The organism is Pseudomonas boreofloridensis (genome assembly GCF_030580795.1).
Lineage (GTDB): Bacteria > Pseudomonadota > Gammaproteobacteria > Pseudomonadales > Pseudomonadaceae > Aquipseudomonas > Aquipseudomonas boreofloridensis.
In genome coordinates, this window is sequence record NZ_JAUQOQ010000011.1 from 82,859 (window position 1) to 104,361 (window position 21,503).

Here is a 21,503-nt window from a genome sequence, read left to right on the forward strand (position 1 = left end):
TGCCTCAGTCACTGCCGTCGTCCAGCACTGCGCGCACGATCTCCAGCCCCTGTGTGAGCTGCGCGCGGCTGACGGCCGCCGACAGGCTGATGCGCACGGCTTTCACTGCCTCGCCGCCCACCGCGAACACGCTGGCTGGCACCACTTCCACGCCCCGTTGCCGACACGCTGCCGCCAAGGTTTCGGCGCAGGCGGGTGTGCGCACCCAGATATGCGGGGACGGCGCCTCGCGGGTGAGCAAGGCCTCGCCCAACCACCGTCGGGCCAGACGCCAGCGTTGCGCGACTTCCTCGCGCTGCTGGGCCAACCGGCGTGCTGCCGTGCCCTCGCCGATCCACTGGCAGGCGATCTGCAGATTCAGCGGTGATACCGACCAGTGGGTGGCGCGGGTGTGGGGGTCGATGCGTTCGAGCAGCTCCGGCGACGCCGCGATCCAGCCTACCCGTAGCCCGGCGGCCACGGTTTTCGACAGGCTGCTGACCAGCACGCCACGGCCATCGAGCAGTGGATACAACGGTGGCCGTTCGCTGAACGCACCGTAGACATCGTCCTCGATCACCCACAGCTCATTGCGTCGGACCACGTCGGCGATGGCCTGGCGACGGGCATCGTCCATGCACGCTCCGGTGGGGTTGTGCAGCGTCGGCGTGGTCACAAGTACCCGCGCGCCGCTGGCCCTCGCCACCCGCTCCAGCGCCTCGGGGCGCAAGCCTTGACCGTCCAGGGCCACGCCCTGCACGGGGAGGCGCAGTTGTCGACAAGCCGCCTTGATGCCGGGCGCGCTGAGCGCTTCGACCATCACCGGCTCGCCGGGCTGGCACAGCGACTGCAACACGCAGGTCAGTGCCTGTTGCGCGCCGCCGCACAGCAGCAGGTCGTCGGCATCCACGGTGATGCCGCGCAGGCTGAGCCAATGGGCGCCCTGCAGGCGGCCCAGCAGCAGTCGATCATGGTCCAGGTAGTGATCCAGCAGGTTGAAGTCGCCTGCCTGCAGCAACGATTGCAGACTCTGTTGCAGATCCTGTGGGGCCAGGTCGGCCACCGGCACGTTGGTCGACAGGTCGATCAAGGTCGGATGGCGGTCGTGCTGCTTGAGGCGAAACAGCGTCGCTTCCTTGCTCCCCGCCAGCACATAGGTGCCGCGCCCGACTTCGCCGGCCACCAGGTGGCGGGCGGCCGCTTCGCGGTAGGCCTGCTGCGTGGTGCTTGGATTGAGCCCCAGCTTCCACGCCAGGCGCCGCTGCGGGGGAAGGCGCTCGCCGACTGTCAGTTCACCGCGCTCGATGGCCATGGCGATGGCATCGACCAGCGCCAGGTAGCGGGGTTGGTCATCATCGACCAGGTGAGGTGTCCACACGAAATTGCGGCCCATGCAATATAAGGTTTGACCCATACAATGCCGGGCGCTCAGGATCGAGGCAACTGCAACCGAGAAGGATGACCGCCATGTTCGACCTCACCGCCTTGCGCGAAGCCGCCGATTTCGTTCATCAGCATGTGCCGCCGACGCCTCAGTTGGCCTGGCCGCTGCTGGCCGAGCGGACTGGATGCCAGGTATGGGTCAAGCACGAAAACCATGCCCCCACCGGCGCCTTCAAGGTGCGCGGCGGACTGGTCTACGTGCGTTCACTGCTCGACAGCGGCGAGGTGCCCGCTGGCCTGGTGACCGCGACCCGCGGCAATCACGGGCAGAGCATGGCGCTGGCGGCGCGGCAAGCGGGCCTGCCGCTGGTGATCGTAGTGCCTGAAGGCAACTCGCTGGAAAAGAACGCGGCCATGCGCGCGCTGGGGGCGGAACTGATCGAGCATGGCGTCGATTTCGATGTGGCCCGCGAGCACGCGGCACAACTGGCCCAGGGCCGTGGCTACCTGATGGTGCCGTCGTTCCATGCGCAACTGGTACGCGGCGTGGCGACTTACGCCCTGGAGCTGTTCGAGGCGGTGACCGGTCTTGACACCGTCTACGTGCCGATCGGCATGGGCTCGGGCATCTGTGGGTTGATCCAGGCGCGGAACCTGCTGGGGCTGCGCACCGAGATCGTCGGCGTGGTCTCCAGTGCGGCGGATGCCTATGCGCGCAGCTTCGAATCGGGGCGTATCGTCACCACCGCCAGCGCGCACACCTTCGCCGACGGCATGGCCTGCCGTGTGCCCAACCCCGAGGCCTTCGCCCTGGTGCGAGAGCACGCGGCGCGGATCGTGCGGGTGAGCGACGACGAGATCGCCCAGGCCATGCGCCTGTACCACGAAACCACCCACAACACCGCCGAAGGCGCCGGTGCTGCGGCGTTGGCGGCGCTGCTGCAGGAGCGCGAACGCCAGGTCGGCAGGCGTGTGGCAGTGGTATTGAGCGGCGCGAACGTGGACCGTGCGCGCTACGCGCAGGTCCTGGCAGGCTGAGCCCTCAGCTGGCGACGAAGTTCGGCGGCGACACCAGTTCGACGGTCTGCTGCTTGCGCGGGGCGAGAATCTCGGCCTCGCCGGAGACCACCAGTTCGTCGTTCTGGTTGTAGACGTTGGTGGCGATGCGCACTTTGAACTTGGGCAGCTTCTCGAGAATTTCCAGGCGCACGGTCAGGGTGTCGCCGATCTTCACTGGCTTCTGGAAGCTCATTTGCTGACCCAGGTAGATGGTGCCCGGCCCTGGCAGGGTGCAGGCCACCGCAGCACTGATCAGTGCGCCGCTGAACATGCCGTGGGCGATGCGCTCGCGGAACATGCTCTTAGCGGCGAACTCGGCATCCAGGTGCACCGGGTTGTGATCGCCGGACATCGCAGCGAACAGCTGGATGTCGCGTTCTTCCACCGCTTTTTCGTAACTGGCCGTCTGGCCGACTTCGAGGGCTTCGTAGGGCGTGTTGCTGACCTGGGTCATCAGGGCTTCCTTGAGAGGGACGAGGCGGGTGTTCATTCGCTACGGGCTGGACGGTTCAGGGCCAGGGCCTGTTCCAGCCAGACGATGATGTCGCGGGTGACCTCGTCGCGATGGGTTTCATTGAGCACTTCGTGCCGGGCATCGGGGTAGACGCGCAATTGTACATGGCGGTTACCGGTGGCGCGCAGCGCGTCGGCCAGATGGGTGAGACGTCCGCCGGCACTGACCGGATCACATTCGCCGCCGATCACCAGCAGCGGCAGGTCCGGGTCGATCTGCGCCAGGTGGCGGGGCTGGCTGATCTGCACCAGGCCTTGCAGCAGGTCGAGCCATAGCTGGTTGCAGCAGCGAAAGCCGCACAGGGGGTCGTTGAGGTAGGCGTCCACCTCCTGCGCATCGCGGCTGAGCCAGTCGAAGGCGGTGCGGTTGGGCCTGAATGCCTTGTTGAAGGCGCCGAACGACAGCCAGTCGATCACGCCGCTGCGCCCGCGCGGTCCCTGGCGCCAGGTTTCCAGGCGGGCGATCAGCCGCGCCGCACGGTACAGCGCCGCCGGCCGGCTGTTCGAGCCGCTGAGCACGGTGCCTTGCAGGCTGGCGCTGTGGTGCAGCAAATAGGCCTGGGCGAGGTAGCTGCCCATGCTGTGGCCGAACAGAAACAGCGGCGTGCCGGGAAACTGCTGGCCGATGTACTGGCTGAGCAAGCCCAGGTCATCGAGCACCGTGCTCCAGCCATTGCGCTCGGCGAACAGGCCCCGATCGGCCGGTGCGGCGGTGCGGCCGTGACCGCGCAGGTCGGGTGCGAACAGGGCGAAACCGGCCTCGTTCAGCGCCTGGCCCAGTCGTCCATAACGTCCGCCATGCTCGGCCATGCCGTGGACCAGCAGCACGACGGCCTTGACCGGGGTGAGCGGCAACCACTGGTGGACATACAGGCTGCACCGCTCGCCGGTGGGTAGCCAGAAGGCGTTGGGAGACATGACCGATCCTTTGCGCACGGGCCTCAGATCAGTGTATGCACAATGACCAGAATTGCAGGGAGGGCACAAATAAGATTCACGATGTTAATGGCAGCCCTTCCTGTGTTTGTCCCCTCAGGCTTACCTGCTAACGTCGGCTGAACGCCTGTTTGCCAAGGGCAATCAGGGCATGGACGGTTCAGGCTGAGGAACAACAATAAATGCAAGCCGACTTCTGGAACGACAAACGCCCGGCGGGCGTGCCCTCCATCCTCGACATGGGCGACTATGCGTCGGTCGTCGAGGTTTTCGAGCGCGCCTGCAAGCGCTTCGCCGAGCGCCCGGCGTTCAGCAACCTGGGCGTCACCCTGACCTATGCCGACCTGGATCGCCACTCGGCCGCCTTCGCCGCCTGGTTGCAGCACCAGACCGATCTGGCGCCTGGCGAGCGCATCGCCGTGCAGATGCCCAATGTGCTGCAGTACCCGATCGCCGTGTTCGGCGCCATGCGCGCTGGGCTCATCGTGGTCAATACCAACCCGCTGTACACCGAACGCGAAATGCGTCACCAGTTCAAGGACTCCGGCGCCCGCGCGCTGGTGTACTTGAACATGTTTGGCCAGCGCGTGCAGAACGTGCTGCCGGACACCGGCATCGAGTACCTGATCGAGGCGAAGATGGGCGACCTGCTGCCTGCCGCCAAGGGCTGGCTGATCAACACCGTCGTCGACAAATTGAAGAAGATGGTGCCGGCCTATCGTCTGCCCCAGGCGCTGTCATTCAAGCAGGTGCTGCGCCAGGGCCGCGATCTTCGCCGCACCCCGGTACCACGCACGCTCGATGACGTCGCCGTGCTGCAGTACACCGGCGGCACCACAGGCCTGGCCAAAGGCGCGATGCTGACCCACCGCAACTTGGTGGCCAACATGCAGCAGGTGCTGGCCTGCTTTTCCCAGCATGGCCCCGACGGCCAGCCGCTGATCAAGGAAGGGCAGGAGGTGATGATCGCGCCGCTGCCGCTTTATCACATCTATGCCTTCACCGCGAACTGCATGTGCATGACCGCCACCGGCAACCACAACGTGCTGATCACCAATCCCCGCGACATCCCTGGTTTCATCAAAGAGTTGGGCAAGTGGCGTTTCTCGGCGTTGCTGGGGCTCAACACGTTGTTCGTCGCGCTGATGGACCACCCAGGCTTCGCGTCGCTGGACTTCTCGTCGCTGAAGGTCACCAATTCGGGGGGCACGGCACTGGTCAAGGCCACGGCCGAGCGCTGGGAAACGCTCACGGGCTGTCGCATCGTCGAAGGGTACGGCCTCACCGAAACCTCGCCGGTGGCCAGCACCAATCCCTACGGCACGTTGGCGCGATTGGGTACGGTGGGTATTCCGGTGGTGGGCACGGCGTTCAAGGTCATCGATGACCAGGGTCAGGAGCTGCCGCTGGGCGAGCGCGGCGAGCTGTGCATCCAGGGGCCGCAGGTGATGAAGGGGTACTGGCAACAACCCGAGGCCACGGCCGAGGCGCTGGATGCCGAGGGTTGGTTCAAGACCGGTGACATCGCGGTCATCGATGCCGAAGGCTTCACCCGTATCGTCGACCGCAAGAAGGACATGATCATCGTCTCGGGCTTCAACGTGTACCCCAATGAAGTCGAAGATGTGCTCATGGGCCACCCGCAGGTGGCCAGTTGTGCGGTGATCGGCGTGCCGGACGAGCGCTCCGGCGAGGCGGTGAAGTTGTTCGTGGTGCCGCGGGCGGGCGGGGTCAGCGTCGAGGAACTGAAAACCTTCTGCAAGGCCAACCTCACCGGCTACAAAGTCCCCAAGCACATCGTGCTACGCGACTCGCTGCCCATGACCCCGGTGGGCAAGATCCTGCGCCGCGAATTGCGCGACATCGCCTGAGGTGCCAATGGCAGCAGCGGGGGTGGGTCGCTGCTGCCACCGCGCAGTCGGAGAGGTTCAGTGCTTGTTCGCCGCAGGAGGGCGAAATTCAAAATGTGACCACAATGTAATTTAAGGTCATTTTTGTGACTGTGCGGGCCGCCGCGGCCCTAGGCGGCCCCCGGCAAAGCTGCTACTCTCGGCGCGCTTCGGATGATGCGGTTTGCACTGAGCCCTCATCCCATATCAATAATAAGCGCATCGACGCGTAGAGCATTCGCTGTTGCTAAAGGAGTGGGCTTCCATGATCGAACATTTTTGGAAGGATAAGTACCCAGCCGGAATTACGGCGGAAATCAATCCTGACGAATTTCCCAACATTCAGGCCGTATTGAAGCAATCCTGCCAGCGCTTTGCCGACAAGCCGGCGTTCAGCAATCTCGGCAAGACCCTCACCTACGGTGAGCTGTACACCCTGTCCGGCGCCTTCGCCGCATGGCTGCAACAGCACACCGATCTCAAGCCCGGCGATCGTATCGCCGTGCAACTGCCCAACGTCCTGCAATACCCCGTCGCGGTATTCGGCGCCATGCGCGCCGGTCTGGTCGTGGTCAACACCAACCCGCTGTACACCGCCCGCGAATTGGAACACCAGTTCACCGACTCCGGGGCCAAGGCGGTGGTGTGCCTGGCGAACATGGCCCACTTGGTTGAGAAAGTGCTGCCCAAGACCCAGGTCAAGCACGTGATCGTCACCGAGGTGGCCGACTTGCTGCCGCCGCTCAAGCGCGTGCTGATCAACAGCGTCATCAAGTACGTGAAGAAGATGGTGCCGGCCTACCACCTGCCGCAGGCGGTGCGCTTCAACGAGGCCTTGGCCAAGGGCAAGGGCCAGCCGGTGACCGAAGCCAGCCCCGAGGCCAACGACGTGGCCGTGCTGCAATACACCGGCGGCACCACGGGCGTGGCCAAGGGGGCGATGCTGACCCACCGCAACCTGGTCGCCAACATGCTGCAGTGCCGCGCCCTGATGGGCTCGAACCTGCAGGAAGGCTCGGAAATCATCATCACGCCGCTGCCGCTTTACCACATCTACGCCTTCACCTTCCATTGCATGGCGATGATGCTGATCGGCAACCACAACGTGCTGATCAGCAACCCGCGTGACCTGCCCGCCATGGTCAAGGAACTGAGCAAGTGGAAGTTCAGCGGCTTCGTCGGACTCAACACTTTGTTCGTCGCGCTGTGCAACAACGACACCTTCCGCAGCCTGGATTTCTCTGCACTGAAGGTCACCCTGTCCGGCGGCATGGCCCTGCAATTGAGCGTGGCCGAGCGCTGGAAGGCGGTCACCGGCTGCGCCATCTGCGAAGGCTACGGCATGACCGAGACCAGCCCGGTGGCGGCGGTCAACCCGTCGGAAGCCAACCAGGTGGGCACCATTGGCATTCCAGTGCCGTCCACCCTGTGCAAGGTCATCGACGACAACGGCCAGGAATTGCCGTTGGGCGAGATCGGCGAGTTGTGCATCAAGGGGCCGCAGGTGATGAAGGGCTACTGGCAGCGCGAAGACGCCACCGCCGAGATCCTCGACAGCGACGGCTGGCTGAAGACCGGTGACATCGCGGTGATCCAGCCGGATGGTTACATGCGCATCGTCGACCGCAAGAAGGACATGATTTTGGTCTCGGGCTTCAACGTGTACCCCAACGAGCTGGAAGACGTGCTGGTCACGCTGCCCGGCGTGTTGCAGTGCGCAGCCATCGGTGTACCGGACGAGAAGTCGGGCGAGGTGATCAAGATGTTCATCGTCGCCAAGCCCGGCGTGACCCTCACCAAGGAGCAGGTGATGACCCACATGCGCGCCAACGTCACCGGCTACAAGGTACCCAAGGCCATCGAGTTCCGCGATGCGTTGCCGACCACCAACGTCGGCAAGATCCTGCGCCGCGAACTGCGCGATGAAGAGCTGAAAAAGCTGGGCCTGAAAAAGACCGCCTGAGCCCTGGCAGCCCCTGCTGTAGACACGGCCTACAGCAGGGGCGGGTGCCCGCAGGTCAGCGCAGTTTTTCCAGCATCTGGTAGTACCACATCCCGACCGACAACAACGGGTTGCCCAGCAGGTCGCCCATCGGCACCTTGATGTGCCGGCATTGGGCGAAGGTGTCGAAGCGCTCCAGGGTGCCGGTCAACGCTTCGGCCATGATTTCGCCCATGATGTGGCTGGTGGCGATGCCGTGCCCGGAATAGCCCTGGCAATACCAGACGTTGTCCGACAGCTTGCCCAACTGCGGAATGCGGTTGACCACGATCCCCATCGCGCAACTCCACTCGAACTCGATCGGCACGCCTCTGAGCGCGGGAAAGGTGCGCTCGATGCATGGCCGCAGCTCGGCCTCGATGTCCCGTGAGTCGCGTCCGGAATAGTGGGCGCCGCCGCCGAACAGCAGGCGCTTGTCGGCCGTCAGGCGGTAGTAGTCGAGGACGAAGCGGCAGTCGTACACCGCCAGGTCGTGGGGGTTGATCTGCTCTGCCAGCTCGCCCAGCGCAGCGGTGGTGACGATCCCACCCATGGCCGGAAAGATCTTGCCTTTGAGCTGACGCTGCTCGAGCTTGTGATAGACGTCGCCGGCCAGCAGCACCTGGCGCGCGTCGATGCGCCCGTGGGCCGTGATCACCGCCGGACGCGCACCGTGGACGATCTCCAGCACCTCGGACTGCTCGAAGATCAACGCGCCCAGTTGGCCGGCGGCACGGGCCTCGCCCAGGCACAGGTTGAGCGGGTGCAGGTGCAGGTTGCGGCTGTTCTTCAGCGCGCCCAGGTACAACGGGCTCTGCAGGTGCTGGGAGACGCCGCGACGGTCGAGCAACTGCACCTGATCGCCCATGCCGCGGCGCTGGGCCTCGGCTTCGAAGGCGCGCAGTTCATCCAGGTGCGAGGGCTTCATGGCCGCGTGCAGGTGGCCGTGCTTGAGGTCGCACTGGATGCCGTAGCGTGCCACGCGCTGCTCGATGATCTGATGCCCGCGCCAGCGCAGTTGCCAGATGAAGTCGTCCACTTCGGCGCCGAGGCGCCGGCGCATCTGTGTACGCATCGCCTCGTCGCCCGACAGGCTGCCGGTGACCTGACCCCCATTGCGCCCGCTGGCGCCCCAGCCAATGCGATGGGTTTCGACGATGGCCACTTTCAGGCCGCGCTCGGCCAGCTCCACCGCTGTGGCGACGCCAGTGAAACCGCCGCCGATGATCGCCACATCGACCTCGACCGTGCCCTCGAGGCGGGGGTACTCGACGGGGTCGTTGAGCGTGGCGCTGTAGTAGGAAGAGGCACGTTGCGCCTGGGCGCCGTTCACTGCTGCATGCATGAGAAATTCCTTGTCGTTCGGGGTATCAGGCCTGGTGCAAATACCAGCGCCAGTCCTGTTCGCCCACTTCGGCCATGAACTGGCGGTATTCGGCGCGCTTGACCTTCAGGTACACGCCGAGAAAAGCGTCGCCCAAGGCGTCGCGTGCCCACTGCGAGCCCTCCAGGGCTTCAAGGGCAGTCAGCCAGTCGGTGGGCAGGTGTTCCTGGGCCTGGGCGTAGCCGTTGCCCTGCACCGGTGCCCCCGGATCGAGCTGTTGGCGGATACCGGCGTGGCTGGCGGCGAGCATCGCAGCGGCGGCCAGGTAGGGATTGGCATCGGCGCCACAGACGCGATGCTCGATATGCCGACTGGCCGCCGGTCCGCCCGGCACGCGCAGGCTCACGGTGCGGTTGTCGACGCCCCAGGTCGGCGCCAGCGGTGCATAGCTGTTGGCCTGGAAGCGCCGGTAGGCGTTGGCGGTGGGGCAGAACAGCAGTAGTGATTCGCGCAGGTGACGCAGCATCCCGGCCACTGCCTGGCGCAGCAGCGGCGTACCGGCCGCATCGTCGCTGGTGAACAGGTTGCGCCCGGCCGCATCGGCCAGGCTCAGGTGCATGTGCATGCCGGTGCCGGCGAGGTGGGCGAAGGGTTTGGCCATGAAGCACGCCTGCATGCCATGGGCGTGAGCCACGCCTTTGATCAGGCGCTTGTAGCGCACGGCCTGGTCCATCGCCGTCAGCGCATCGCCATGCTCCAGGGTGATTTCCACTTGCCCGGGGGCATACTCGGAAATCGCCGTGCGCGCCGGTATCCCCTGGGCCTTGCAGGCGGCGTAGAGGTCGGCGAGGAAGGGCTCGATCTGCTCCAGTTCGCGCAAGCCATACACTTGGGTGGCACGCGGTCGTCCACCGTCGCGGTCCAGCGCCGGCTGCGGTTGGCCCTGGGCATCGCGCTGCTGATCGAGCAGGTAGAACTCCAGCTCGCAGGCCATCACCGGGTGGTAGCCGTCGGCTTTCAGGGCCTGGAGGGTGTGCAGCAGCACATGCCGGGGGTCGGCGACACTGGCCGGCAGCCCTTCGCTGGGATGCATGCTGACTTGCACGGCGGCAGTGGGCACCCTGCGCCAGGGCAGACGCACCAGGCTGCCTTCAAGTGGGTAGGCGCGGCAGTCGATGTCGCCGACGTCCCACACCAGGCCGGAGTTTTCCACGTCGTCACCCTGGATAGTCAGGCCGAGGATGGTGCTGGGCAACGGTCGGCCCTGTTCATACACCGCCAACAGCTCGTCGCGGTGCAGCAGCTTGCCGCGTGGTACACCGTTGGCGTCGAGGATGAACAGCTCGAACAACTCGATATCGGGGTTGCTCGCCAGAAACTGGCGGGCGTGATTGGGATCGGCAAAATGCATGTAAGCGCTCGCTCGCGCGCCCTGGGTGAGGGTGCGCACGGGACCACCGCGAAACAGGCGCGGTGCGTCGGACGAAGTCAGGCAGCCACAGGGCTGCGGTGGGCGTCAGGAAAAGGCGAGCGAGGTGTCCGGCGGGCGTGCATGGCGGCAGTGCCACAGCGCCCAGAAGGCCAGGATGACGTGCACCAGCGGATTCTCACCGGCGCGCGCCCTGGCCTTCGCTAGCGAAGGGCGTGAAGGCGGGGGCGGGGTGATCGGCTCGGGGGTCATGGGTTGGATACTCACATGCGCTGGAAGGGTGATTAAAGCGGTGAGTGGCGACGTTCACTCCTGTTATCACTAAACATTCGGAATCTGTCCTGCCAATAGGGAAGTCTTTGCGCTGACCTGTTCGGATTTGTCGGGTAGGCCGCGTCGCATGATCAGGTGAAGGTTTCACTCCCCATGCACGCCGCGACGCCGACATCGTCAATGCAGGAGCTGCCATGTCCACCCTTTCCACCCTGGCCTTCATCCTGGTCGCCGGCTGCGTGCTGGACTGGCTGTGCCGATCGGCGCGTCTGCGCGATGCGGTGTGTCTGCTGTTCATGGTGGCCAGCATCACCAGTTGCACGCAATTGGGCGAGCGCGAAATCCTGTGGCTGGACGGTCTGGACTGGACCATTTTCTTCACCCTGATCGGCACGCGACTGCTGTTCGAGCGGTCGGCGGTGTTCGAGCGTCGTCGCCCCTGACGTCCAAGCCCGCAACGCCGCAACAGCCCCCAGCTCAGCCACCCCATCCAGCAAAGTCCGGGCAAATCTGCGACAATCGCCCACCTTCCGAATGCCGATCATGAGAAAGCAGGGCCACCTGCATCACCCAGAAGCCCCATGACTGACCACGCCATCGACACACTGCTGCACACCCTCGACCACGCCATGCTCGCCGACCGCCACCGCCTGCGGCGGCAATTGCACGAGCTGCGCAAGCGCCCCGACGAGGCCAAGCTGGCGCAGTGGGCGCAGAAGGTCCAGGCCTCCTGCGCCCAGGTCACCGCGCGCCAGCAGAGCGTGCCGAGCATCCGCTACGACGACAACCTGCCCATCGCCGCCAAGCGCGACGAAATCAAGAAAGCCCTGGCCGAACACCAGGTGCTGGTCATCGCCGGCGAGACCGGCTCGGGCAAGACCACCCAGTTGCCGAAGATCTGCCTGGAGCTGGGCCGCGGCAGCCATGGCCTGATCGCCCACACCCAGCCACGGCGAATTGCCGCGCGCAGCGTCGCCGCGCGGGTGGCGGAGGAACTGGGCACGCCCCTGGGGGCGCTGGTCGGCTACCAGGTGCGCTTCGAAGACCAGAGCGATGCCAACACCCTGGTCAAGCTGATGACCGACGGTATCCTGCTGGCCGAAACCCAGCACGACCGCTTCCTCGAGCGCTACGACACGATCATCGTCGACGAAGCCCACGAGCGCAGCCTGAACATCGACTTCCTGCTCGGCTACCTCAAGACCCTGCTGCCGCGCCGTCCCGACCTCAAGCTGATCATCACCTCGGCGACCATCGACCTGGAGCGCTTCTCCCAGCACTTCGACGGCGCGCCGATCATCGAGGTGTCCGGGCGCACCTACCCGGTGGACACCTGGTATCGCCCGCTGACCAGCGAGCAGGACGAGGAAGGCAACGTGGTCGAGGACGACCTCAGCGTCGATCAGGCGATCCTCGCCACGCTGGACGAAATTGCCGCGCACGAGCGCAGCCAGGGCAAGGGCCCGGGCGATGTGCTGGTGTTCCTACCCGGCGAGCGCGAGATTCGCGACGCCGCCGAGATCCTGCGCAAGGCGCAGTTGCGCCATACCGAGATCCTGCCGCTGTACGCGCGGCTCACCCCGGCCGAACAGCAGAAGATCTTCCAGTCCCACAGCGGCCGACGCGTGGTGCTGGCCACCAACGTCGCCGAAACCTCGCTGACGGTGCCTGGCATCCGCTACGTGATCGACAGCGGTACCGCCCGTATCAGCCGCTACAGCTACCGCGCCAAAGTCCAGCGCCTGCCCATCGAGGCCGTGTCGCAAGCCAGCGCCAACCAGCGTAAAGGGCGCTGCGGACGGGTCGAGCCGGGGATCTGCATCCGCCTGTACAGCGAAGAGGATTTCAACGGCCGCCCGGCGTTCACCGATCCCGAGATCCTGCGCACCAACCTGGCGGCGGTGATCCTGCAGATGTTGCACCTGCGCCTGGGTGCCATCGACGCCTTCCCGTTCATCGAACCGCCGGATGGCAAGGCCATCAGCGACGGTTTCAACCTGTTGCAGGAGCTGTCGGCGGTCAACCGCGAGAACCAGTTGACTCCGCTGGGTCGCCAGTTGGCGCGCCTGCCGATCGACCCTCGCCTGGGCCGCATGCTGCTCGAAGGTGCCCGCCAGGGCAGCTTGCAGGAAGTGCTGATCGTCGCCAGCGCGCTGTCCGTGCAAGACCCGCGCGAACGTCCGCCGGAGCGCCAGCAGGCCGCCGACCAGGCCCATGCCCAGTGGAAGGACGTCGATTCGGACTTCGCCGCGCTGGTCAACCTGTGGCGCGGCTTCGAGGAGCAGCGCCAGGCCCTCACCGCCAATCCGCTGCGCAACTGGTGCCGCAAGCAGTTCCTCAACTACCTGCGCCTGCGCGAGTGGCGCGATGCCCACCGGCAGTTGTCGCTGATCTGCCGCGACTTGCAACTGACGGTGAACAAGGAGCCGTGCGACTACCCGCGCCTGCACAAGGCGATCCTCAGCGGCCTGCTCAGCCAGATCGGCCACAAGGCCGAAGAGGGCGACTACCAGGGCGCGCGCCAGCGCCGCTTCTGGGTCCATCCGTCCTCCGGCATCGGCCGCAAGCGCCCGCAATGGCTGATGGCGGCGGAATTGGTCGAGACCACCAAGCTGTACGCGCGCATGGTGGCCAAGATCGAGCCGGACTGGATCGAACCGCTGGCCGGGCACCTGATCAAGAAGAATCACTTCGAGCCGCACTGGGAGAAGAAGCGTGGCCAGGTGGTGGCCTACGAGCAGATCACCCTGTACGGGCTGATCATCGTCGGCCGTCGCCCGGTGCATTTCGGGCCGATCGATCCGGCGACCTCACGCGAGCTGTTCATCCGCGAGGGCTTGGTGGGCGGCGAAATCCAGTCCAGGGCCAAGTGCCTGGCGGCCAACAAGCGCCTGCTCGAACAGCTCGACGAACTGGAAGCCAAGGCGCGCCGACGCGACATCCTGGCCGACGAGGAAACCCTCTACGCCTTCTACGAGGCGCGCCTGCCACAGGAGATCCACCAGAGCGCGACCTTCGACAGTTGGTACCGGATGAACAGCCAGAAGGACGCCGACCTGCTGATCATGCGCGAGGAAGACGTGCTGGCCCGCGAAGCCAGCGAAGTCACCGCCGCGCAGTACCCGGATCATCTGCAGGTGGGCGATCTGCGCCTGCCGCTGAGTTACCACTTCGAACCCAATCACCCGCGCGACGGGGTCACCGTGCGGGTGCCGGCGCCGTTGCTGCCGACCTTGCCGGGCGAGCGCCTGGAGTGGCTGGTGCCGGGGCTGCTGGAGGCCAAGTGCGTGGCGTTGGTGCGTAACCTGCCCAAAGCGTTGCGCAAGAACTTCGTGCCGGTGCCGGACTTCGTCAAGGCCGCGCTGGTGCGACTGAGCTTCGGCCAGGGTGCGCTGCCCCAGGCGCTGGGTCACGAGCTGTTGCGCATGACCGGTGCCCGCGTGTCCGACGAAGCCTGGGCCGAAGCGGCCGGGCAGGTCGAAGGGCACTTGCGCATGAATGTCGAAGTGGTCGATGGCCAGGGCAAGTTTCTCGGCGAGGGCCGCGACCTGGCCGAACTCACCGCCCGCTTCGCCGCGGCCAGCCAAGCGGCGCTGGCCCTGCCACGCACTGAAAAGACCGAGCAGCCGGTGCAGGCCAAGGCCTTCTCCGAAGTGGCGCAGACCGCCCAGCAGAAGATCGCCGGCCTGTCGCTGACCGTGTACCCGGCCTTGGTTGAAGACGCGGGGCGTGTGCGCGAGGGACGCTTCTCGACCCAGGCCGAAGCCCAATTCCAGCACCGCCGTGCCCTGCAGCGCCTGTTGCTGCAGCAACTGGCCGAGCCCGCCAAGTTCCTGCGCGGCAAGCTGCCGGGGCTGACCGAACTGGGGCTGCTGTACCGCGAGCTGGGCCGCATCGACGCGCTGGTCGAAGATATCCTGCTGGCCAGCCTCGACAGCTGCGTGCTGGAAGGCGAAACCACGTTGCCGCGAGACGGCGCTGCGCTCGCTTCGCTGGCCGAGCGCAAGCGCGGTGACTGGACCGAGCATGCCGAGCGCCTGGCGCGCCAGACGCTGGAGATGCTCAAGCTCTGGCACGGGCTGCAGAAGCGCTTCAAGGGCAAGATCGACCTGAGCCAGGCCGTGGCCTTGAACGACATCAAGCAGCAGTTAACCAACCTGGTCTACCCAGGCTTCGTGCGCGAAACCCCGACGCAGTGGTTCAAGGAGCTGCCGCGCTACCTCAAGGCCGTCGAACTGCGGTTGGAGAAGCTGGGCGCGCAGGTGCAGAAGGACCGGGTGTGGAGCGGCGAGCTGGGCACCCTGTGGACCCAGTACAAAGCCCGTGCCGACAAGCACGCCCAGGAGGGCAAGCGCGATCCGGAGCTCACGCTCTACCGCTGGCTGCTGGAGGAGTACCGGGTGTCGCTGTTCGCCCAGCAACTGGGGACCAAGGTGGCGATTTCAGACAAACGTCTGAGCAAGCAATGGGCGCTGGTGGAGGGTTAAACTGCGCCGATTTGTGGCACACTTGGCGCAATTTTGGTCCGGCGATGCGGGCCTCGTCGCGGTTGAACCCGCGCCTGCGGGCGGCGGGTTCGGTCGCGATCCTGCTGCAAGCTGTCCATCCGACTACAAATTGGCACTGACGTGCCACAGACCAGAGGAACGACCGTGCACAACGTCGTGATCAGCGGCACCGGCCTGTTTACCCCGGCCCAGAGTATTTCCAACGAAGAACTGGTGGAGTCTTTCAACACCTGGTCGCAACAGTTCAACTATGACAACGCCGAAGCCATCGAGCGTGGCGAACTGGAGGCCGCGCCGCTGTCCGACGCGGCGTTCATCGAGAAAGCCTCGGGCATCAAGAGCCGCTTCGTCATGGACAAGGCCGGCATCCTCGACCCGCAACGCATGAAGCCACGCCTGCCGGAGCGCGCCAACGACGAGCCGTCGATTCTCTGCGAAATGGCCGTGGCTGCCGCCCGCCAGGCGCTGGAACGTGCCGGGCGCAGCGCCGCCGATGTCGACGGGGTGATCGTCGCCTGCTCCAACCTGCAGCGCGCCTACCCGGCCATCGCCATCGAAGTGCAGCAGGCGCTGGGCATCCAGGGCTTCGGCTTCGACATGAACGTGGCCTGTTCCTCGGCCACCTTCGGCATCCAGAACGCCGCCAACGCCATTCAACTCGGCCAGGCCCGGGCGATCCTGGTGGTCAACCCGGAGATCTGCACCGGGCACCTGAACTTCCGCGATCGCGACAGCCACTTCATCTTCGGCGACGCGGCCACGGCGGTGCTGCTCGAGCGGGCCGACCAGGCCACCTCGGCGCACCAGTTCGACGTCGTCAGCACCAAGCTGCTGACCACCTTCTCCAACAACATCCGCAACAACTTCGGTTTCCTCAACCGCGCGGCTGAAGAGGGCGAGGGCAGCACGGACAAACTGTTCGTGCAGGAAGGCCGCAAGGTGTTCAAGGAAGTCTGCCCGATGGTCGCCGAGCTGATCGGCAAGCACCTGGCCGACAATCAACTGCAGCCTGCCGACGTCAAGCGCTTCTGGCTGCACCAGGCCAACCTCAGCATGAACCACCTGATCGTCAAGAAGCTGCTGGGGCGCGAAGTGAGCGAGCAGGAAGCGCCGGTGATCCTCGACCGCTATGCCAACACCAGCTCGGCCGGCTCGGTGATCGCCTTCCACCTGTATCAGGATGACCTGGCGCCGGGTTCGGTGGCGGTGCTGAGCTCGTTCGGCGCGGGCTATTCGATCGGCAGCGTGATTCTGCGCAAGCGTTGATCGCGGCGGTGGCCTTGGCCGGGCAGCCTGCTCCAAGGCCCTTGTCACAGGGGTGCGGACACAGATCGCTGGGTAGCGCCTTACCCTTCTGGCGCCTGCAGGATGCCTACCAAGCGACTCAACGGGGAACCCGGCTGCACAGGCCCGTGTGCCAGCGTCAGTGGAACGCTGAAGCTGTCCGCAGCCTCCAGTGTTCGGTAGTGCACGCTGTCGCTCAGCACCACGCGTAGCGACGCCGGCACCAGTGACACCCCTCGACCGGCTGCCACCATCGTTAAAGCAGACAGCATCCGTGGCACGGTTTCCACCGCGCGCGGCACGAAGCCTGCTCTGCGGCATGCCGCCATCAGTACGTCCTGAATACCGGGACCATCGGCACGACGGTAGGCCACGAACGGCTCGTGGGCCAATTCGCTCAACGCCAGGGGCGCAGTGCCCAGCGCCAGCCGATGCCCTTGCGGCAACGCCGCGACCATGGGTTCACCGCCTAGATCGATGGCCTGCAGGTCAGGGTAGCGTTCGGTGGTGGAGCGCACGAACGCGGCGTCGAGCTGCCTTGCCTGCAACGCATCGAGCAAGTCGCGGGTGGTGTTCTCCTGGACATGCAGGTCGATCAGCGGATAGCGCTCTCTGAACACGCGGATCACTTGCGGCACTCGGTCATGAATGGCGGCGGAACTGGTGTAGCCCAGGCGAATGCTGCCCAACTCGCCGCGGGCCGTCTGGCGCACCCGCTCGACCGCCGTCTCGACCTGCTCCAGCAGCTTGCGCGCATCTTCGAGAAAGACTTGGCCAGCAGTGTTCAAGCGAATGCGGCGCGGGCTGCGCTCGAACAATTGGACCGACAGCTCACGCTCCAGGTCTTGGATCTGCTGGCTCAGAGGTGGCTGCTGAATGCCAAGCCGGTGAGCGGCACGCGTCATGTGCTGCTCTTGCGCTACGGCGATGAAGTAGCGCAAATGTCTGAGTTCCATTGAACCATCCGATAATATTTTTAAAGTATTTATAAAGTACTTTTTATATATTTTACATACCTAATTAGTGGACCTACGCTACGAAGCGACAAAGGAGTAGGCCAATGACCATTGATTTTCACGATGCTTCCAACAGGCACACCTATGCAACGCGCGAGGCGTCGGACAGCTGGTCTGTCGCCATGACTGCCCTGCTTGATCCGATGGGCATGCACGTCGTGGACATCGGATGCGGCGGTGGGATCTATTCCACCGCTTGGAAAAAACTGGGCGCCGCGCAGGTCACTGGCGTGGATTTTTCGCAGCAGATGCTTGAGTGTGCACGTGAGCGCACGTCGCACATCAGCGGCCTCACCTTCGAGCAGGGCGAGGCCTCCAGTACCGGTTTGCCCGCAGGTGCGTTCGACCTGGTGTTCGAGCGTGCCTTGATTCATCACTTGGACGACTATGCGGGCTGCTTCGCCGAAGCGCGCCGTCTGATGCGCGATGACGGCATCCTGCTGGTGCAGGATCGCACCGCGGAGGATGTGGCACAGCCGGCATCTGCCGAGCATCTGCGCGGCTACTTCTTCGAGAAATTTCCTCACCTGCGCGCTCTGGAAGCGCAACGACGTCCTGATCCAAACACGGTCGCCTGCGCGTTGCGCAACGCAGGCCTGCGCCTGGAGCGTGTCCAGAGCCTATGGGAAACGCGGCGACGCTACGACGCATTCGACGCGTATGCCCAAGAGCTCGCCGCACGCACGGGGCGCTCCATCCTGCACGCCCTGAGCGATGACCAGTTACAGGAGCTGATCACCTACATCCGTGCTCGGGTGCCTGCTAGCGCTCTGGTCGAGCGCGATCGCTGGACGCTGTGGCTGGCCCGACGTGCATGAATCCTCACCCACTGTTTCTCACCGTCCTCAAGGACGAACGATCATGGCTACCTTTATCGATCCTGCCGACGCCGTACTGCTCGATCACCCTCGCAGCAGACGAAAAAAAGCGGAAAGCGCCGGATGGGGTTCGGCACTTCCCGCTGAGCTACGCAGGGGAGCGTTCGGTTAGAACTTGGCTTCCAGGTCGACCTGCAGGGTATCGACGTCTGCATCGGTGTTCGGCAGTTGCGAACGGTCGGTCTTGGCCATCAGATAGGCTGCGCCGACGGCGAAGTTCTTGTCGATCTCGTAGCCGACCTTGAACTTGTGACCGCGAGCACCGGTGAAGCCGTTACCGAAGTCCGAATCGGTGAAGGCGCTGACCACGGCGTTACGCTGCACGTCGCGGTAGTTGTAGTCCATGCTCCAGGCACCGACCTTGGTCTTCAGACCGGCCAACCAACCTTTGTCTTCGCCGTCGGTGCTTTCGGTGTTCTTGACGAACTGACCGTAGGCGGCCAACGGGATGGCGAAGCCGGTGAAGTCGATCTGACCGAAACCTTCGACCAGGTTGAACTCGTTGGTGGTGTTGCCGAACTGGCGCAGGGCCGCCGATTCCTTGTCGTTGTCATAGCCGTAGACACTGCCGCCGACGGTGAGCTTGAGGGTATCGGCTGGCGCGAAGCGAGCACCCAACTGACCGTGGTACAGCTGGGCGTCGTGCTTGAACTGCACGCCGTCGCCGTCGACGTTGTCCTTGAGCATGTAGTGACCGGCGCTGCCGAACAGTTCGGTGCCGCCCAGGTTGGTCTTGTAGGTGACGGCCACGCCTTCGGGGTTCAGGTCGCTGTCCCAGATGATGTCGCCCATGCTCACCCACGGCTGCTGCATCTTGCCGCCGATCAGGTGCAGGTTGGGGATGGCGGTGGGGTGCCAGTCGAGGTAGGCCAGGTCGACCCACAGGGATTTCTTCTCGAAGTAGTTGTCCAGGCTCTGGTTGGTGGAGCGGCCGTCGGCGCTGCTGCCGGTGGCGATACGCACGCCAGCGTCGACCTGCGGGTTGATCTCGCTGTAGAAGCCAACACGGGCGCGAACGCGTTCGCGGTCCTGGTTGCCACTGCCGCTGCGTGGGTTGTCGACGTTGACGTCTTCGTAGCGCAGGCGCACATCGCCCTTGATCTGGGTCTTGGCAGCCCAGGCGACTTTCTGTTCGAAGGAGCTCAGGCGATCGGCCTGGGCTTTCTGGTCGACCTTTTCCTTGGTTTCTTTTGCCAGGTCGGCCTGCAGTTCGCTGTACTGCGCCTGGTTGATCGAGCCATTGGCGCGGAGCATTTCGAGCAGCTTGGCGTCGACTGCAGCACTGGCCGGGGCGCTCAGTGCCAGCATCATGCCGGTGAGGCTAACTCCGGTAAGTGTAGAAACAAGACGCATAAGGTTCTCCCTGTTGAAAAGGTGTGGGGAGGCCCGTGTACGCCTCGCCCCGAGTTGGCATGTCGACGGAAAGTGCCTGGCTAGACAGGTTCTTGGCTTTCCGAAAACAGGCGCAAGTATTGCGGGGGCGGATGACAGAATAATGTCTTTTTGATGGCGCTGCGGTTAAGTCAGCTAACCTTTGGCTATAAGCGAAATCGTCATGATTTGAGCGAATCGACGCCTTTGGCGATACTGGCCGCTTGTGTCCAGGGAGTCGACGTCGTGACCAGCCTCTACAGTCTTGCCCACCTGCGCGACCTTGCGGCGCCGCAGTGGGACGCGCTGGTGCCTGCCGGCCAGCCCTTTCTGCGCCATGCGTTTCTCAGCGCCCTCGAAGACAGCGGCAGCGTCAGCCCGCAGACCGGCTGGGCCGCCGAGCATCTGGTGCTGGAGCGCGACGGCCAAGTGCGCGCCGTGCTGCCGGCGTACCGCAAATGGCATTCGTTCGGCGAGTACGTGTTCGACCACGGCTGGGCAGAGGCCTGCGAGCGCGCCGGCATCGCCTATTACCCCAAGCTGCTCGGCGCGGTGCCTTTCAGCCCGGTGAGTGGGCCGCGCTTGCTCAGTGCCGAGCCGGCCGATGCTTCACTGCTGTTGCAGGCCTTGCCCGAGTACCTGGTCAAGGGCGAACTGTCCGGGGCGCATATCAATTTCACCGACAGCGTCCTGGACCAGCAGATGATGGGGCAGCCTGGGTGGATGGAGCGTCTGGGTTGCCAGTTCCATTGGCGCAACCGGGGCTACCGCGATTTCCAGGACTTCCTCGACACCCTGGCCTCGCGCAAGCGCAAGCAGATGCGCAAGGAGCGCGAGCAGGTGGCCGGGCAGGGCATCGATTTCCACTGGCTGCGTGGCGAGGAACTGGACCCGGTGCGCTGGGACTTCGTCTATCGCTGCTACGCCAATACCTATGCGGTGCGCCGCCGCGCACCCTACCTGACCCGTGAATTCTTCAGCCTGCTGGCCGAGCGCATGCCCGAGGCGCTGCGGGTGGTGATCGCCCGGCAGAACGGGCGCGACGTAGCCATGGCCTTGAGCCTGGTGGGCGGCGACAGCCTGTATGGTCGCTACTGGGGCTGCCTGGATGAGTTCGACCGGCTGCACTTCGAAACCTGTTTCTACCAAGGCATGGACTACGCCATCGCACACGGTCTGCAACGTTTCGACGCCGGCGCCCAGGGCGAACACAAGCTGATCCGAGGCTTCGAGCCGGTACTGACACGCTCCTGGCATTACCTGCGTCACCCCGGTCTGCGCCGGGCGGTGGATGAGTTTCTGGCCCAGGAGCGAGACGGGGTGAAGGCGTATGCCGAGCAGGCACGCGAGATGCTGCCGTATCGGCGGGGTTGAGTGTGTGCCGGCCCTATCGCGGGGCAAGCCCGCTCCCACAGGTATCGCGTTGCACTGACGGACAGCGCGGTACCTGTGGGAGCGGGCTTGTCCCGCGATAGGGCCGGTTAGACCCCCTCAATCCACCCCGACGAACCCGCCTGTCTCCCACAGGTACCGCGTTGCACTGACGGACAGCGCGGTACCTGTGGGAGCGGGCTTGTCCCGCGATAGGACCTGTTAGAACCCCTCAATCCACCCCGACGAACCCGCCTGTCTCCCACAGGTACCGCGTTGCACTGACGGACAGCGCGGTACCTGTGGGAG

Annotated in this window: 15 protein-coding genes; 8 read left to right on the top strand and 7 right to left on the bottom strand. The window is 64.9% G+C overall.

The genetic code is table 11. The annotated features are described in order from the left end of the window. Positions 1-4: 4 nt before the first annotated feature. Positions 5-1,372: an aminotransferase-like domain-containing protein gene (locus Q6A47_RS14845; RefSeq protein ID WP_304484658.1), complete on the bottom strand. Its 1,368-nt coding sequence runs from the start codon at positions 1,370-1,372 to the stop codon at positions 5-7. A gap of 74 nt (positions 1,373-1,446) precedes the next feature. On the opposite strand from Q6A47_RS14845, the gene Q6A47_RS14850 reads away from it, so the two are divergent. After that, complete coding sequence (locus tag Q6A47_RS14850) at positions 1,447-2,400, top strand: threonine dehydratase (RefSeq protein ID WP_304484659.1); 954 nt, start codon at positions 1,447-1,449, stop codon at positions 2,398-2,400. Positions 2,401-2,404: 4 nt separating this feature from the next. Here the strand turns inward: Q6A47_RS14850 and Q6A47_RS14855 are convergent, their stop codons facing one another. Continuing rightward, positions 2,405-2,875 (bottom strand): MaoC family dehydratase, encoded by a 471-nt coding sequence (locus Q6A47_RS14855; protein ID WP_039576132.1) that lies wholly within the window; start codon positions 2,873-2,875, stop codon positions 2,405-2,407. A 32-nt stretch (positions 2,876-2,907) separates the two neighbouring features. Then, the gene (locus tag Q6A47_RS14860) at positions 2,908-3,852 is read right to left on the bottom strand and encodes an alpha/beta hydrolase (protein WP_304484660.1); all 945 of its coding nucleotides are present in this window, start codon (positions 3,850-3,852) and stop codon (positions 2,908-2,910) included. A gap of 200 nt (positions 3,853-4,052) precedes the next feature. On the opposite strand from Q6A47_RS14860, the gene fadD2 reads away from it, so the two are divergent. Together fadD2 and fadD1 are read left to right on the top strand one after the other, a co-directional pair. Further along, positions 4,053-5,741 carry a long-chain-fatty-acid--CoA ligase FadD2 gene (fadD2, locus tag Q6A47_RS14865; protein WP_304484661.1) on the top strand — a complete coding sequence of 563 codons (1,689 nt, stop codon included), beginning with the start codon at positions 4,053-4,055 and terminating at the stop codon, positions 5,739-5,741. A 283-nt stretch (positions 5,742-6,024) separates the two neighbouring features. After that, positions 6,025-7,722 (top strand): long-chain-fatty-acid--CoA ligase FadD1, encoded by a 1,698-nt coding sequence (gene fadD1, locus Q6A47_RS14870; RefSeq protein WP_029613689.1) that lies wholly within the window; start codon positions 6,025-6,027, stop codon positions 7,720-7,722. A 55-nt stretch (positions 7,723-7,777) separates the two neighbouring features. Here fadD1 and Q6A47_RS14875 read toward each other — a convergent pair whose 3' ends face one another. Both Q6A47_RS14875 and Q6A47_RS14880 read right to left on the bottom strand, forming a co-directional pair. After that, the gene (locus Q6A47_RS14875) at positions 7,778-9,085 is read right to left on the bottom strand and encodes an NAD(P)/FAD-dependent oxidoreductase (RefSeq protein ID WP_304484662.1); all 1,308 of its coding nucleotides are present in this window, start codon (positions 9,083-9,085) and stop codon (positions 7,778-7,780) included. Positions 9,086-9,110: 25 nt separating this feature from the next. Further along, positions 9,111-10,475: a glutamine synthetase family protein gene (locus tag Q6A47_RS14880; protein ID WP_304484663.1), complete on the bottom strand. Its 1,365-nt coding sequence runs from the start codon at positions 10,473-10,475 to the stop codon at positions 9,111-9,113. Between the two features lie 485 nt (positions 10,476-10,960). On the opposite strand from Q6A47_RS14880, the gene Q6A47_RS14885 reads away from it, so the two are divergent. The 3 genes from Q6A47_RS14885 (at position 10,961) to Q6A47_RS14895 (ending at position 16,540) form a co-directional block, all read left to right on the top strand. Then, a complete protein-coding gene (locus Q6A47_RS14885) occupies positions 10,961-11,209 on the top strand; it encodes a hypothetical protein (RefSeq protein WP_295484889.1) in 249 nt (82 codons plus the stop codon). Positions 11,210-11,347: 138 nt separating this feature from the next. After that, entirely contained in the window at positions 11,348-15,253 is a 3,906-nt protein-coding gene (gene hrpA, locus Q6A47_RS14890) for an ATP-dependent RNA helicase HrpA (protein ID WP_304484664.1), read from the top strand. Between the two features lie 165 nt (positions 15,254-15,418). Continuing rightward, positions 15,419-16,540 (top strand): beta-ketoacyl-ACP synthase III, encoded by a 1,122-nt coding sequence (locus tag Q6A47_RS14895; protein WP_039576146.1) that lies wholly within the window; start codon positions 15,419-15,421, stop codon positions 16,538-16,540. A gap of 80 nt (positions 16,541-16,620) precedes the next feature. On the opposite strand, the gene Q6A47_RS14900 is transcribed toward Q6A47_RS14895, so the two are convergent. Then, positions 16,621-17,514 carry a LysR substrate-binding domain-containing protein gene (locus tag Q6A47_RS14900; RefSeq protein WP_304484665.1) on the bottom strand — a complete coding sequence of 298 codons (894 nt, stop codon included), beginning with the start codon at positions 17,512-17,514 and terminating at the stop codon, positions 16,621-16,623. 182 nt (positions 17,515-17,696) lie between these two features. Here Q6A47_RS14900 and Q6A47_RS14905 point away from each other — a divergent pair, with 182 nt between their 5' ends. Further along, positions 17,697-18,392 carry a class I SAM-dependent methyltransferase gene (locus Q6A47_RS14905; protein WP_304484666.1) on the top strand — a complete coding sequence of 232 codons (696 nt, stop codon included), beginning with the start codon at positions 17,697-17,699 and terminating at the stop codon, positions 18,390-18,392. A gap of 168 nt (positions 18,393-18,560) precedes the next feature. Here Q6A47_RS14905 and Q6A47_RS14910 read toward each other — a convergent pair whose 3' ends face one another. Next, on the bottom strand, positions 18,561-19,805 hold the full coding sequence (locus Q6A47_RS14910; protein ID WP_039576153.1) for a putative porin: 1,245 nt from the start codon (positions 19,803-19,805) through the stop codon (positions 18,561-18,563). A gap of 264 nt (positions 19,806-20,069) precedes the next feature. Between Q6A47_RS14910 and Q6A47_RS14915 the strand changes: the two genes are divergently transcribed. Beyond that, the gene (locus Q6A47_RS14915) at positions 20,070-21,197 is read left to right on the top strand and encodes a GNAT family N-acetyltransferase (RefSeq protein ID WP_304484667.1); all 1,128 of its coding nucleotides are present in this window, start codon (positions 20,070-20,072) and stop codon (positions 21,195-21,197) included. The last annotated feature ends 306 nt before the right edge of the window (positions 21,198-21,503 follow it).